This window comes from Lacinutrix mariniflava (genome assembly GCF_001418015.1).
Taxonomy (GTDB): Bacteria; Bacteroidota; Bacteroidia; order Flavobacteriales; family Flavobacteriaceae; genus Lacinutrix; species Lacinutrix mariniflava.
Genome location: NZ_LIQG01000028.1, coordinates 1 through 15,173 on the forward strand (window position 1 = coordinate 1; position 15,173 = coordinate 15,173).

Here is a 15,173-nt window from a genome sequence, read left to right on the forward strand (position 1 = left end):
ACTAGTGTAGATGTAATTATTCCAATTACAGATGACACAATAGGAGAGTAGACTAGAAACGTTTACAGTAGAAGGAACGGTAACAAGTGGAAATGCCACTGATCCAGCAGATGGAACAGTAACAATCACAGATAACGATCCAGTAGCGACAACCATCGCCGATGTAACAGTAGACGAAGGAGCGGGAACAGTAACAGTTCCAGTAACAATCGATACACCAAGTTCAGTAGATACAGTAATAGATATTGTAACAACAACTGGAACAGCAGGAACATCAGATTACACAACAACAACGACTACAGTAACAATTCCAGCAGGACAGACTAGTGTAGATGTAATTATTCCAATTACAGATGACACAATAGGAGAGCCAACAGAAACGTTTACAGTAGAAGGAACGGTAACAAGTGGAAATGCCACTGATCCAGCAGATGGAACAGTAACAATCACAGATAACGATCCAGTAGCGACAACCATCGCCGATGTAACAGTAGACGAAGGAGCGGGAACAGTAACAGTTCCAGTAACAATCGATACACCAAGTTCAGTAGATACAGTAATAGATATTGTAACAACAACTGGAACAGCAGGAACATCAGATTACACAACAACAACGACTACAGTAACAATTCCAGCAGGACAGACTAGTGTAGATGTAATTATTCCAATTACAGATGACACAATAGGAGAGCCAACAGAAACGTTTACAGTAGAAGGAACGGTAACAAGTGGAAATGCCACTGATCCAGCAGATGGAACAGTAACAATCACAGATAACGATCCAGTAGCGACAACCATCGCCGATGTAACAGTAGACGAAGGAGCCGGAACAGTAACAGTTCCAGTAACAATCGATACACCAAGTTCAGTAGATACAGTAATAGATATTGTAACAACAACTGGAACAGCAGGAACATCAGATTACACAACAACAACGACTACAGTAACAATTCCAGCAGGAACAACAAGTGTAGATGTTATCATTCCAATCTTAGAAGATACAGAGGTTGAAGGGAATGAAGAGTTTACAGTAGAAGGAACGGTAACAAGTGGAAATGCAACTGATCCAGTAGATGGAACAGTAACAATTACAGATAACGATGTACCAACGGTAACAATCGCAGATGTAACAGTAGATGAAGGCGCCGGAACAGTAACAGTTCCAGTAACAATCGATACGCCAAGTACAGAAGATATCATAGTTGATATCGTAACAACAACTGGAACAGCAGGAACATCAGATTACACCACAACAACGACTACAGTAACAATTCCAGCAGGACAGACTAGTGTAGATGTAATTATTCCAATCATAGAAGATACAGAGGTTGAAGGGAATGAAGAGTTTACAGTAGAAGGAACGGTAACAAGTGGAAATGCAACTGATCCAGTAGATGGAACAGTAACAATTACCGATAACGATGTACCAGTTGTAACAATCGCAGATGTAACAGTAGATGAAGGAGCCGGAACAGTAACAGTTCCAGTAACAATCGATACGCCAAGTACAGAAGATATCATAGTTGATATCGTAACAACAACTGGAACAGCAGGAACATCAGATTACACAACAACAACGACTACAGTAACAATTCCAGCAGGACAGACTAGTGTAGATGTAATTATTCCAATTACAGATGACACAATAGGAGAGCCAACAGAAACGTTTACAGTAGAAGGAACGGTAACAAGTGGAAATGCCACTGATCCAGCAGATGGAACAGTAACAATCACAGATAACGATCCAGTAGCAACAACCATCGCCGATGTAACAGTAGACGAAGGAGCCGGAACAGTAACAGTTCCAGTAACAATCGATACACCAAGTTCAGTAGATACATAATAGATATCGTAACAACAACTGGAACAGCAGGAACATCAGATTACACAACAACAACGACTACAGTAACAATTCCAGCAGGAACAACAAGTGTAGATGTTATCATCCCAATCTTAGAAGATACAGAGGTTGAAGGGAATGAAGAGTTTACAGTAGAAGGAACGGTAACAAGTGGTAATGCAACTGATCCAGTAGATGGAACAGTAACAATTACCGATAACGATGTACCAGTTGTAACAATCGCAGATGTAACAGTAGATGAAGGAGCCGGAACAGTAACAGTTCCAGTAACAATCGATACGCCAAGTACAGAAGATATCATAGTTGATATCGTAACAACAACTGGAACAGCAGGAACATCAGATTACACAACAACAACGACTACAGTAACAATTCCAGCAGGACAGACTAGTGTAGATGTAATTATTCCAATTACAGATGACACAATAGGAGAGCCAACAGAAACGTTTACAGTAGAAGGAACGGTAACAAGTGGAAATGCCACTGATCCAGCAGATGGAACAGTAACAATCACAGATAACGATCCAGTAGCGACAACCATCGCCGATGTAACAGTAGACGAAGGAGCCGGAACAGTAACAGTTCCAGTAACAATCGATACACCAAGTACAGAAGATATCATAGTAGATATCGTAACAACAACTGGAACAGCAGGAACATCAGATTATACAACAACAACGACTACAGTAACAATTCCAGCAGGATCAACATCAGTAGATGTTATCATCCCAATCTTAGAAGATACAGAGGTTGAAGGGAATGAAGAGTTTACAGTAGAAGGAACGGTAACGAGTGGAAATGCAACTGATCCAGTAGATGGAACAGTAACAATTACAGATAACGATGTACCAGTTGTAACAATCGAAGATGTAACAGTAGACGAAGGAGCCGGAACAGTAACAGTTCCAGTAACAATCGATACGCCAAGTACAGAAGATACAGTAATAGATATTGTAACAACAACTGGAACAGCAGGAACATCAGATTACACAACAACAACGATTACAGTAACAATTCCAGCAGGATCAACATCAGTAGATGTTATCATCCCAATCTTAGAAGATACAGAAGTTGAAGGGAATGAAGAGTTTACAGTAGAAGGAACGGTAACGAGTGGAAATGCAACTGATCCAGTAGATGGAACAGTAACAATTACAGATAATGATGTACCAACGGTAACAATCGCAGATGTAACAGTAGATGAAGGGGCCGGAACAGTAACAGTTCCAGTAACAATCGATACACCAAGTACAGAAGATATTATAGTAGATATCGTAACAACAACTGGAACAGCAGGAACATCAGATTACACAACAACAACGACTACAGTAACAATTCCAGCAGGACAGACTAGTGTAGATGTAATTATTCCAATTACAGATGACACGATAGGAGAACCAACAGAAACGTTTACAGTTGAAGGAACGGTAACAAGTGGTAATGCAACTGATCCAGTAGATGGAACAGTAACAATCACTGATAACGATCCAGTAACAGTAACCATCGCAGATGTAACAGTAGACGAAGGAGACGGAACAGTAACAGTTCCAGTAACAATCGATACACCAAGTTCAGTAGATACAGTAATAGATATTGTAACAACAACAGGAACAGCAGGAACATCAGATTACACTGAAACAATAATAACAGTAATAATCCCGGCAGGAGAAACGAGTGTTGATGTTGTTATACCAATATCAATTGATACTGAAGCTGAAGGAGACGAAGTATTTACAGTTGATGGCACAGTAACAAGTGGTAATACAACAAACACAGATCCAAGTGGTACTATAACAATTACAGATTGTTTATCTGATTTAACAGCAGATTGTGATGGTGATGGTGTATCAAACGGAGATGAGTTAACACCTCCAGATGGTGAAGATCCAACGGATCCTACTGAGCCATGTGATTTTAATACTGATGACATCACAGTAACACCTAACACTAGTTGGTTAGAATCAGATTGTGATGGAGATGGTGTAACAAATGGAGATGAGTTAACACCTCCAGATGGTGAAGAGGCAACAGATCCTAATGATCAATGTATGTTTATTTCTGATGACTTTTCAGTAACACCATCTATGGATTGGTTGGCAGCAGATTGTGATGGTGATGGAGTAACAAATGGAACTGAAGTTTCTGTAGGTACAGATCCATTAAGCCCTTGTGATTTTATGTTACCATTAGATACAGCGCAATCTGCAGCTTGGTTCATGGGAGATTGTGATAACGATAATGTGCCAAATGGTATTGAATTTCCTTTAGGAGATACAGATGGAGACGGAGTTCCAAACTGGTTAGATAGTGACGATGATAATGATGGTGTTGATACTATTAATGAAGATTATGCAGATGTTGATGTTTCTGACGGAGAAGTTGATCCTACTGGAAATGATGATCCAACGGATAATGATACTGATGGAGATGGAACACCAGATTACTTAGATGACGATGATGATAATGATGGTATATTAACTATTCATGAAAACGCAGATCCAAATGGAGATGGTGTTGGATTTGGAGATGATGCTTTTGACAGTGATGGAGATGGTCTTCCTGATTACTTAGAGGTTGATAATGGAATACTTCCTGGTGATGATTTAGAAGTTTTCCAAGCGGTAACACCAAACGGAGATAATGATAATGATGTATTTGTTATTAAAAATATTGAGTTATTCCCAGAGAATACTGTAGAGATTTATAACAGATGGGGAGTTATTGTTTATGAAACTGAAGGTTACGGACAAAATGGTAAGTACTTTAAAGGTGAATCTAATGGTAGAGTAACTATTAAGCAGGACGAACAATTACCAGTTGGAACATATTACTATATTGTTAAATACAAAAAAGGAAATGAAACCAAATCTAAAGCTGGTTACTTATACATTCAACGTTAATCAAAATCAATAATGAAGGCAGAGCAGTTCTGCCTTCAAAATTAAATTATACCTTTTATAATGAAAAATAGAATATTAATTTTAGTAATCCTTATCAGTTCTATCTTTGCCGTAGAAAGTACTGCGCAACAGGACGCTCAATACACACAGTATATGTATAATACAATGAGTGTAAATCCGGCTTATGCAGGATCTAGACAAGGTATTAGCATGACAGGACTGTATAGAACACAATGGGTAGGATTAGATGGTGCTCCAGATACACAAACCTTTAATATTCATTCTCCAATTGGTGACAATGAAAAAGTTGGTTTAGGTTTATCTATTATTAATGATAACATAGGTCCAACTCACGAAACTTATTTTGATATAGATTTCTCATATTCGATTAATACGTCGGAAGAAGGAAAGTTAGCTTTCGGTTTAAAGGCGGGAGGTCACTTATTGGATGTTGCTTATTCTGAATTAAGTCAGTTTAACGGAGGAGATCAATTATTACAATCTGATATCGAAAATAAATTTTCTCCAAACATAGGAGCAGGTCTTTATTATACAAAAGGAGATAGATGGTATGTTGGGCTATCTGCACCAAATCTATTAGAAACTAAACATTTTGATGAATCTTCTTTATCAGTAGCAAAAGAGAAAGTTAATCTTTATCTTATTGGTGGATATGTGTTTGACATTAATGAAGATTTAAAACTAAAACCAGCTGTTTTAGTTAAAGGAGTCGCAGGAGCGCCATTACAAGCAGATTTAACTGTTAATGCTCTTTTAAGAGATAAATTGACATTAGGTTTAGCTTATAGATGGAGTGCAGCAGTAAGTGCTTTAGTTGGTTACCAATTATCAGATAGGCTTATGTTAGGTCTTGCATACGACAGAGAAACAACAGATTTAGGAAAGACACAATATGAGCAAGGTTCATATGAAGTATTTATGAGATTTGAGATTTTCAACGAGCAAAAAATATTATCACCAAGATTCTTCTAATATAGAAAATAGTAATTATGAAAAACAAAATATATATAATACTTTCCATTTTGGCTATTACCTTTAATACTGCTTTTTCACAAGAAGACGGTAAGGTAAATACTGGTGTAGATAAAGAGTATAAGACGTTAAAATACAAAGAGGTTATTAGAGATCTCAATAAGTTAGTTAAATCAGGGAATAATAGTCCAGAGGTTTTAACAAAGCTTGCAAATGCTTACTATTTTAATGTTGAAATGGAGGAAGCTGCTAAATGGTACGGAGAGCTTATAGCCCAAGATGCACCATTAGATTTTGAGTATTATTACAGATATGCAATGGCTCTTAAAGCTACAGGTAAATATGAAGTTGCTAATAAGTATTTAAAGAAATTTGCAGTTCTTAAACCTAACGATTCAAGATCAATAAAATATTTAGAGTCACCAGATTATTTGACAACAATCGATAGACTATCAGGGAATTTTACAATTGAAAATTTAGATTCTAATTCAAGATTTTCAGACTTTGGGACTTCTTTCTATAAAGACGGAATTGTATTTGCTTCGTCTAGAGGTGAAGGGAGATTGTATAAATGGAACGAGCAGCCTTTTCTTGATTTGTTTTTTGTAAAAGAAGGAGAGGAACCTACAAAGTTTTCAAGTAAATTAAATACGAAATTTCATGAATCATCTACCTCATTCACAGATGATGGAAAGACTATTTACTTTACTCGTAATAACTATTACAATGGTAAAAAAAGAAAGAGTAGTGATAAAGTTGTTGGATTAAAAATATATAAAGCAACATTAAATGATGATGGTGAATGGGATAACTTAACTTCAATGCCTTTTAATAATGATGAGTATAACGTTGCACATCCAGCATTAAGTCTAGACAATAAGAAGCTTTACTTTGCTTCGGATATGCCAGGAACAAGAGGACAGTCTGATATTTTTGTAGTAGATATCCTAGAAGATGGAAATTATGGAGAACCTACTAATCTTGGAGATGTAGTAAATACAGAGGGACGTGAAAATTTTCCTTATGTAAGTAATAATGGAACATTATACTTTTCTTCAAATGGGCATCAAGGTCTAGGTGGTTTAGATATTTTCTACGCAAATCTTAATGAGAATATAGAAAAGATAGAAAATTTAGGTAAACCAATTAACAGTCCTCGTGATGATTTTGAATTTATCATTGACGAATTCACGAACACAGGATATCTTACATCTAATAGATATAATGGTAAAGGAGATGATGATATTTATAAATTCCAACGTGAAATTTGTAATCAATTAGTTGCAGGTACAGTTGTAGATAAGAATACAAATATTGTAATATCAGAAGCTAATGTAATTGTTTATAATGATAGTAAGGAGAAAGTATATCGTTTTACTACAGATGTTAATGGTGCATTTAGCTATAATACAGATTGTAAAAAAGGAACTTTTAAAGCTGTTGCTAGTAAAGAAGGATACGAACCAGAGGAGTTAACTTATACTATTGATCCTGAAATTAAATTAGATTTAGCACTTAAACTTAATTTAACACCAAAAACTACTATTGAAGAACCCGCATCAATTGGAGAAGATTTATTTGTACTACTAGATTTAGATCCAATCTATTTTAACTTTGATAAGTCTAACATAAGACCAGACGCACAAATAGAGTTGCAGAAAGTTATTAATTACTTAAAGCAATATCCGTCTGTTAATATTGATGTACAATCTCATACAGATTCTCGAGCTACTTATTCATACAATGAAGCATTGTCTCAACGTAGAAACGTTTCAACTAAAAACTGGATAATTAAAAAAGGAGGAATTTCAGCAAGTCGTCTAACAGGTAGAGGCTATGGTGAAACACAACTTGTAAATGGTTGTTCAGATGGCGTAAAATGTAGTGAAGAGGAACACCAACAGAATAGACGTAGTATGTTTATTGTGACTAAAAATTAGAATTTTTTAATCTCTATAATTTATAAAGATTGTCAATTAAAATGAGTGCCATAGAGATATGGCACTTTTTTATGCTGTATAGTCAATATTAAAATAAACTAAAAAGCCTTAAGTTATACAGTCTATTTTGTAAATTTGTTCTCCTCTATCAAAAATATGGCTGAAGAAAAAGTAATTTTAGTAAACGAAAAAGACGAGCAAATAGGCTTAATGCCTAAAATGGAAGCACATGAAAAAGGTGTTTTACATCGGGCCTTTTCAGTTTTTATTTTTAATAGTAAAAATGAATTAATGCTTCAGCAACGAGCTTTAAGCAAATATCATTCTCCAGGTCTATGGACTAACACGTGTTGTAGTCATCAAAGAGATGGAGAGAGCAATCTAGAAGCAGGAGCAAGACGTTTAGAAGAAGAAATGGGATTCGTTGCACCATTAGATGAGAAAATGTCTTTTATCTATAAAGCGCCTTTCGATAATGGTTTAACCGAACATGAATTAGACCATATCATGGTTGGTTCTTTTAACGACCTACCTAAGATTAATCCAGATGAAGTTGAAGCGTGGAAATGGATGCCTTTAGAAAGCGTAAAAGAAGATATAAAAGAGCAGCCACAACTATATACAGCTTGGTTTAAAATTATTTTTGATAAATTCTATAAATACATAAATATAACTCATGAAAGTAACAGTTAGTAGGCGAGCGCATTTTAATGCAGCACATAGACTGTATCGAAAAGATTGGAGCAATGAAAAAAATGATTCTATTTTTGGAAAGTGTAATAATCCTAACTTTCATGGACATAATTATGAATTGATAGCAAGTGTGACTGGAGAAATTGATGAAGAAACAGGATTTGTTATAGACATGAAAATTTTGAAAGATATTATTAAAAACGAAGTCGAAGATGCCTTCGATCATAAAAATCTAAACTTAGATGTTCCCGAATTTCAAGATTTGAATCCTACAGCCGAGAATATTGTTGTGGTGATTCATAAAAAAATCAAAGCTAAGCTAGAACCACATTTAGATTTAGAAATTATTTTATACGAAACACCTAGGAACTTCGTAAGTTATTCAGGTTAAGAATGGTATTAAAAAAGCACTATCCAATTAAGTTTCAACCCATATTTAAAGAAAAAATTTGGGGAGGAAATAAATTAAAATCTGTTTTAAATAAAGAAACAGAACTTAATAATATAGGAGAAAGTTGGGAAATAAGCGACGTAGATAGCGATGTTTCGATCGTAATAAATGGAGAATTAAAAGGCCAATCACTTCAAAGTCTTTTAAAAGAATATAAGTCAGATTTAATAGGGATTAAAAACTATGAGAGCTTCGGATTAAAATTTCCACTATTAATAAAATTTATAGATGCAAAGAAAGATTTATCGATTCAGTTGCATCCTAATAATGAATTAGCGGCAAAACGACATAATTCTTTTGGTAAAACGGAAATGTGGTATGTAATGCAAGCGGAAGATGATGCTAATTTAATTATAGGTTTTAATCAAGTTATTAATTCAGAAAAATACCTTAAACATTTAGATAACAAAACACTTCCGAATATATTAAATTTTGATAAGGTAAAAGCAGGAGATGCTTATTTTATAGATGTTGGACGTATTCATGCTATTGGTGCAGGAGTAATGATTGCCGAAATACAACAAACCAGTGATATTACCTATAGAGTTTACGATTGGGATAGAGTAGATGGCAATGGTAATTCTCGTGAATTACATAATGATTTAGCAATCGATGCTATTAATTTTAATTTGAAAGATGATTTCAGGATAGACTATTCTAAAAAACAGAACATTTCAAATAACCTGGTAGACTGTGCTTATTTTACAACCAATTATCTAACTATTAAATCTAAAACACTTCAGAAAATAAATACTTTCGATTCTTTTATTATCTATATGTGTGTTGGAGGAGAAGCTACAATACTTGTAGATGGTATTCCTGAGGCACTAAAAAAAGGAGAAACACTACTTATACCTGCTGTCATTAAGTCTTTTCAAATTAAAGCTGAATCGGTAGAACTCTTAGAAATTTACATTTAATTTTTTTTATCTAAAACAGTTCATTCTTTTCAATCAGTTATTCCAAATTAATTCTTTACTTTTGTCGCTTAAATAAATTTAAAATTATGGCAAATAAAAGAGACCTAAAAAAAGACATTAATTACGTCTTAGGTGACATTATTGAAGCAGTTTATGTTTGGGAATATAGTAACTCTAGCAAGGACACAAAGCAAAGTGAAGCAGTTATTGATGATGCAATCAAGATTTTTGATGATTTAATAGCAAGAGTTAATGCTAAAGATGTAGAAAATAAAAAAGCACACTTTAAGTCAATTAGTTCAGAATTAGAGACTAAAGGTCTTGAATTAATAGAGAGAATAAATAAACTGTAAAAAGTTTAAAAAAAGCTTTGCAGATACAAAATACCAATATATATTTGCAACCGTTTGGCCGATGTAGCTCAGCTGGCTAGAGCAGCTGATTTGTAATCAGCAGGTCGTGGGTTCGAGTCCCTCCATCGGCTCTTTGTAAACCTCAATCATTTTTATGATTGAGGTTTTTTATTTTTTAAGAGTATTTTAGAAGACCATAATTGATGTTAGACTTCCTTAAATTGAGATACAAGGTAAAATAGGATCAATACCAAAAGTTGTGGGATAGCAAAAAATAAGTGAACTTTGGATTAAAAATTTCGATGTCCTCAGAAAGATTCTTAGCTATAGCGAATTTATTACTTCCAGAAGTACTTGTAAAGTATTTTGAGATGACTAAACATTATACTAAAGGTGAAGATATTGATTTTTACTTTACCGAATTAAATGAAACTCCAGAAGAATTTAAAAGTATTACTCTTCATTCTAAAGGCTTCTTTCCCGAAGCCACTGTTCAAGATTTTCCTATACGTGGAAAGAATGTATTTCTACACATAACAAGGCGTAGATGGCTGAACAAAGCTACAGGAAAAGTAGTTACAAGAGATTGGCAATTAGTAGCAAAAGGAACTAGAATAACTAGTGATTTTGCTGCTTTTTTAAAAGAACTCTATTAGTAATAACGCTTCTAACACAACAGTTATAGCTAAATTCTACGGTGTAAATTCGAGAAATTTACAAAGGCAATACAAAGATTATTTAAGTGATTTCAAGCAGTGGAATCAAAAAGTACATGCAAAGCAATGGCTACTATTTCCAAAGAATATAGGAAGCTATCTTTCGTTAGATGAAACAGCTTTTTCAAATGGCGATTTATACACTATACTAACTAATAAAAAAGCAAAAGGTAAAAAAGGAGCTATAGTGTGTATTGTTAAAGGAACTAAAGCTGATACTGTTATAGAAATACTCAGTAAAATTCCATTAAAACAAAGACGAAAAGTAAAAGAAGTGACCTTAGATATGGCTGGAAACATGGGATTAATAGTTAAAAAATCATTTATAGAAGCAACATTAGTTATTGATAGATTTCATGTTCAAAAGCTTGCGTTAGATGCATTACAAGACATTAGAATTAAGCATAGATGGGATGCACTTGATGCTGAGAACAGTGCTATAGAAAAGGCAAGAAATAATAATGAAAAATATACTCCAATACTGTTTAGTAATGGAGATACACTAAAACAATTATTGGCTAGAAGCCGCTACTTGCTATACAAATCAAATAGTAAATGGACTAAAAATCAGCAAAAAAGAGCAAAAATACTTTTTGAACATTATCCAGATTTAGAAAAAGCATATAAGCTGTGTCAAAACTTATCTTGGATATTTAATAATACTAAAGGAAAAACTTCTGCTTTAATACGTTTAGCTAAATGGGATGAAAAAGTAAGACAAGCAGCATTTAAAAGCTTCAATACCATTGCTAGAACAATGTCAATACACTATAAAAATATACTCAACTATTTTAATAACAGAAGTACTAACGCTTCTGCTGAATCTTTCAATGCTAAAATAAAAGCCTTTAGAGCACAATTTAGAGGTGTTAGAAACGTAGAATTCTTCTTATTTAGACTAACAACTATTTTTGCTTAATTTTTAAATCCCACAACTTTTGGTATTGATCCCAATTTAGATACTAGGTAAAAGCTCTTATTAAGCGCTCAAATCGTTTCTTTTTATTCAGATATACTATCATGTAAAAGAAATAAGGTATGAGCTAAGAATAATCAATGTGTATAAAACTAAATTTAATTTATTGAGGATAGGTAGAACAGAGATAAACCATAAAGGATACGAAGTTAATAATTTATGCATTATGCAATCAACGTCTTAACTTAGTCTTCTATTACGTAAATATGTCTAAAGTTAAGGCTCTAGTCCATTTACTAAGATAAAGAGCATATAGTGTCATCTTTAGCGGTTAAATAACACTTTTAAAGCCTTGGGATATTTTAATATTTTTGATAGACTGCGCTAAGCCTATTTCTTCATTTTCAATAGTAACTTTATCTTTTGTTTCGGTGATAAATAATTTTAAGGATGGTGACTTTTTTTTCTTCTAGATTAACCTTTGTATTTTTATTAAAAAGTTAGCATCTAAATAGGGCTATAAATTGGTTATCATAAGTAATTGTTTTTACTAGATATTACTTCTAATAAAAACAGGTTACAGTAATAATAGAATTACTGTAACCTGTTTAGATGTTTTTTAAAGTGGAATATATGTCTGCTATTCTTCGCCCTTCTTTATCTTATCAATAAAGCGTTGTAACTCTTTTCCGTAATTAGAGGCTTTAACACTAGTCGTTAATGTATCGTTTACCATATCTAATAACTTAATATTTGCATTATATAATTCTGTTAATGCTAAATATGGAGCAACCTCACTATCTCTATTCGTAATTGAGAAATTTACAGTGTAGAGATACTTGCGCTTTTCAAGATTTTTGTAATTTTTTTCAGTTGCATTAATTAGAGCAGTGTCATTCTCTTTAATAGCATCAAAATTTTCTTTTATTAATTCTAAATTTTTATTATTAAATTTTGATGCCATATCTAAATAGGCTTCAAAAACCTCTTGTTGTTTAGAACCATTAATTTTTGCATCGTAACTAAATCGTTTTCTTGAGGTATTAATTTCAGTAGTTCCTTTATCTCCAAAAAATGTAATTATATTTTCTTTAGTATCATTTTTATCAAGATACAAATAGAAAAGTTCAGGACTCTCTATTGGACTTTGTAATTGGAAATTAGAACTACCATTAACAACCATAGAGTCTACAGTTATAAAAGTAGAGTCACTTGCTTTTTTTAAGTAGACCGTACCTTTTTTTAGACCTTTAATATTTCCTTTTACAATTAACTTATCAGAAGCATTATCTCCGCAAGAAAATAAAAAACATAAACTTAATATAATTAATAATTTTTGCATGTGTGATTTTTTGGTTTTTAAGAGGGCAAATATGATATAAAAAATAATTAAATACTAACCAACGGCAGCTATTCTCATTAATTCTGCACATAGTATAGCACCATAAGTTCCCACTACATAACCAAAGACTGCTAAAAGGGCTCCTACTGTAGCTAAAGACGGATGAAAGGCAGCAGCAACTATTGGAGCAGAAGCAGCTCCACCAACATTAGCTTGACTTCCTACAGCTAAGAAGAAATAAGGAGCTCGAATTAGTTTAGCAACTAATACTAATAATCCAGCGTGTATTGTCATCCAAACAAGACCAATCATTATTAATCCGGGTTTTTCTAGAATACCTCCTAAATCCATTTTCATACCTATTGTAGCCACTAAAATGTAAATAAAAATACTTCCTATTTTACTTGCTCCAGCACCTTCATATTTTTTTGCTTTTGTAAACGAAAGTAAAACACCAATTAAAGTAGAGATTGAGATTAACCAAAAGAAACCACTACCAAAAGAAGATAATGCACTTTTAGGATCGCTAACGGCTTCAAAGTTATTCTTAAGAAAGGCAGTAATTTGTTCAGATCCAAAATGGGCGGCACCAACAGCTGTAAATGCAATCATAAGTATTACCATATAATCGTTTAAAGTTGGATTTCTTACTGTTTTATTAGCAAAATTTTCCATTTTTGCTTGAAGCGCATCTATGGCAGTATTATCTGCTTTTAACCACTTATCTATCTTTTCTCTTTTTCCAATTCCTAATAATAAAATAGCCATCCAAACATTGGCTACAAAAATATCTACTATAACCATTCCTCCATATTTCTCTGGATTGTATTGGTATATTTCTAGCATTGCTGCCTGGTTTGCACCACCACCAATCCAACTACCTGCTAAAGTAGATAAGCCTCGCCAAACGGCATCAAAATCGGCTCCTCCAACAGTTTCTGGAGAGAAAATTGATATTAATAAAATGGCTAACGGTCCACCAATAATTATACCTACGGTTCCAGTTAAAAACATTATAAGTGCTTTTGGGCCTAAATTAAAAACAGCTTTTAAATCTATACTTAATGTAAATAAAACTAATGAAGCTGGAAGAAAATAACGGCTGGCAACAAAGTATGCTTGAGATGTGGCAGGATCTACCCAACCAAATAGACTAAATAATGAAGGAATAAAGTAGCACATAAGTAGTGCTGGTACAAACTTGTAAAACGTTTTCCAAAATCCAGTTTTTTTATTTTCTGTATAGAACACAAAGCCCAAGGCTAGAAATAATAAGCCAAAAACAATGGCGTCATTTGTAAAAGGTAACGTAATATCCATATTTAGTTTAATTAGTTATCGCAAAATACCAAATAAAAACAGGATAAAAAAAGTAAAAAATAAACTTTGGCATGTAAATTGAAATACGGAAATAGAGATTGCTTACAGAGACTAATTTAAAGTGTGGTTACTTTAGATTAAGAGTAAGTAGTTATCATATTTTTGGTTGGTTAGTATGAAAAAGCGTCTTTTATAAGACGCTTTTTCTATTTAACAAAGTGTCAGTTTAATGAGACATATTGTGCAGCAAATAAGCTAAGCAGAAAAAGAGCATTTATAATTAAGTCAGGTAAATGTGAAATGTTTCATAAAATAAGATACCATAAATACTACATAATAAGATTGGCACGTTAATTGAAATGTAAATAGTAATTACTACAGCGACTATTTTAGAGTGTGGTTACTTTAAATTAAGAGTGGTAATTACCATATTTTTGGTTGGTTAGTATGAAAAAGCGTCTTTTATAAGACGCTTTTTCTATTTAACAAAGTGTCAGTTTAATGAGACATATTTTGCGGAAAATAAGTTAAGCAGAGAAAGAGCATTTATAATTAAGTCAGGTAAATGTGAAATGTTTCATAAAATAAGATACCATAAATGCTACATAATAAGATTGGCACGTTAATTGAGATATAAATAGTAATTACTACAGCGACTATTTTAGAGTGTGGTTACTTTAAATTAAGAGTGGTAATTACCATATTTTTGGTTGGTTAGTATGAAAAAGCGTCTTTTATAAGACGCTTTTTCTATTTAACAAAGTGTCA

Annotated in this window: 13 protein-coding genes, 1 tRNA gene and 1 pseudogene; 12 read left to right on the top strand and 3 right to left on the bottom strand. The window is 33.3% G+C overall.

Annotated elements, in window-relative coordinates; all coding sequences use genetic code 11:
* Window positions 1–208: 208 nt before the first annotated feature.
* Window positions 209–1,843 carry a beta strand repeat-containing protein gene (locus ASC44_RS18510; protein WP_420835945.1) on the top strand — a complete coding sequence of 545 codons (1,635 nt, stop codon included), beginning with the start codon at window positions 209–211 and terminating at the stop codon, window positions 1,841–1,843.
* Window positions 1,844–1,848: 5 nt separating this feature from the next.
* A pseudogene (locus tag ASC44_RS18515) lies at window positions 1,849–3,549 on the top strand (beta strand repeat-containing protein); the annotation flags it as partial.
* Here the strand turns inward: ASC44_RS18515 and ASC44_RS18120 are convergent.
* Entirely contained in the window at window positions 3,489–3,791 is a 303-nt protein-coding gene (locus ASC44_RS18120; RefSeq protein WP_055448257.1) for a hypothetical protein, read from the bottom strand. The pseudogene ASC44_RS18515 and the gene ASC44_RS18120 overlap by 61 nt on opposite strands.
* A 118-nt stretch (window positions 3,792–3,909) precedes the next feature.
* On the opposite strand from ASC44_RS18120, the gene ASC44_RS14050 reads away from it, so the two are divergent.
* From ASC44_RS14050 to ASC44_RS14095, 10 genes are all read left to right on the top strand, one after another.
* Window positions 3,910–4,761 (top strand): gliding motility-associated C-terminal domain-containing protein, encoded by an 852-nt coding sequence (locus ASC44_RS14050; protein WP_083476315.1) that lies wholly within the window; start codon window positions 3,910–3,912, stop codon window positions 4,759–4,761.
* A gap of 60 nt (window positions 4,762–4,821) precedes the next feature.
* Complete coding sequence (locus ASC44_RS14055; protein WP_055448259.1) at window positions 4,822–5,754, top strand: PorP/SprF family type IX secretion system membrane protein; 933 nt, start codon at window positions 4,822–4,824, stop codon at window positions 5,752–5,754.
* A gap of 17 nt (window positions 5,755–5,771) precedes the next feature.
* Window positions 5,772–7,694: an OmpA family protein gene (locus tag ASC44_RS14060; protein WP_055448260.1), complete on the top strand. Its 1,923-nt coding sequence runs from the start codon at window positions 5,772–5,774 to the stop codon at window positions 7,692–7,694.
* Window positions 7,695–7,850: 156 nt separating this feature from the next.
* Window positions 7,851–8,387, top strand: coding sequence for an isopentenyl-diphosphate Delta-isomerase (idi, locus tag ASC44_RS14065; protein ID WP_055448261.1), 537 nt, complete (start codon window positions 7,851–7,853; stop codon window positions 8,385–8,387).
* Window positions 8,371–8,778: a 6-pyruvoyl trahydropterin synthase family protein gene (locus ASC44_RS14070; protein WP_055448262.1), complete on the top strand. Its 408-nt coding sequence runs from the start codon at window positions 8,371–8,373 to the stop codon at window positions 8,776–8,778. The genes idi and ASC44_RS14070 overlap by 17 nt, the downstream gene beginning before the upstream one ends.
* Before the next feature lie 2 nt (window positions 8,779–8,780).
* Window positions 8,781–9,758 (top strand): type I phosphomannose isomerase catalytic subunit, encoded by a 978-nt coding sequence (locus ASC44_RS14075; protein ID WP_055448263.1) that lies wholly within the window; start codon window positions 8,781–8,783, stop codon window positions 9,756–9,758.
* Window positions 9,759–9,844: 86 nt separating this feature from the next.
* Window positions 9,845–10,111: a hypothetical protein gene (locus tag ASC44_RS14080; protein WP_055448264.1), complete on the top strand. Its 267-nt coding sequence runs from the start codon at window positions 9,845–9,847 to the stop codon at window positions 10,109–10,111.
* Between the two features lie 57 nt (window positions 10,112–10,168).
* Window positions 10,169–10,242: transfer RNA gene (locus tag ASC44_RS14085), tRNA-Thr, on the top strand.
* Window positions 10,243–10,413: 171 nt separating this feature from the next.
* On the top strand, window positions 10,414–10,767 hold the full coding sequence (locus ASC44_RS14090) for an ISAon1 family transposase N-terminal region protein (RefSeq protein WP_055448112.1): 354 nt from the start codon (window positions 10,414–10,416) through the stop codon (window positions 10,765–10,767).
* Window positions 10,768–10,792: 25 nt separating this feature from the next.
* Window positions 10,793–11,746, top strand: coding sequence for an ISAon1 family transposase (locus ASC44_RS14095; protein WP_055448265.1), 954 nt, complete (start codon window positions 10,793–10,795; stop codon window positions 11,744–11,746).
* Between the two features lie 637 nt (window positions 11,747–12,383).
* Here the strand turns inward: ASC44_RS14095 and ASC44_RS14100 are convergent.
* Window positions 12,384–13,085 (bottom strand): DUF4369 domain-containing protein, encoded by a 702-nt coding sequence (locus ASC44_RS14100; RefSeq protein WP_055448266.1) that lies wholly within the window; start codon window positions 13,083–13,085, stop codon window positions 12,384–12,386.
* A gap of 54 nt (window positions 13,086–13,139) precedes the next feature.
* Window positions 13,140–14,405 carry a DUF819 family protein gene (locus ASC44_RS14105; RefSeq protein ID WP_055448267.1) on the bottom strand — a complete coding sequence of 422 codons (1,266 nt, stop codon included), beginning with the start codon at window positions 14,403–14,405 and terminating at the stop codon, window positions 13,140–13,142.
* Window positions 14,406–15,173 lie beyond the last annotated feature (768 nt).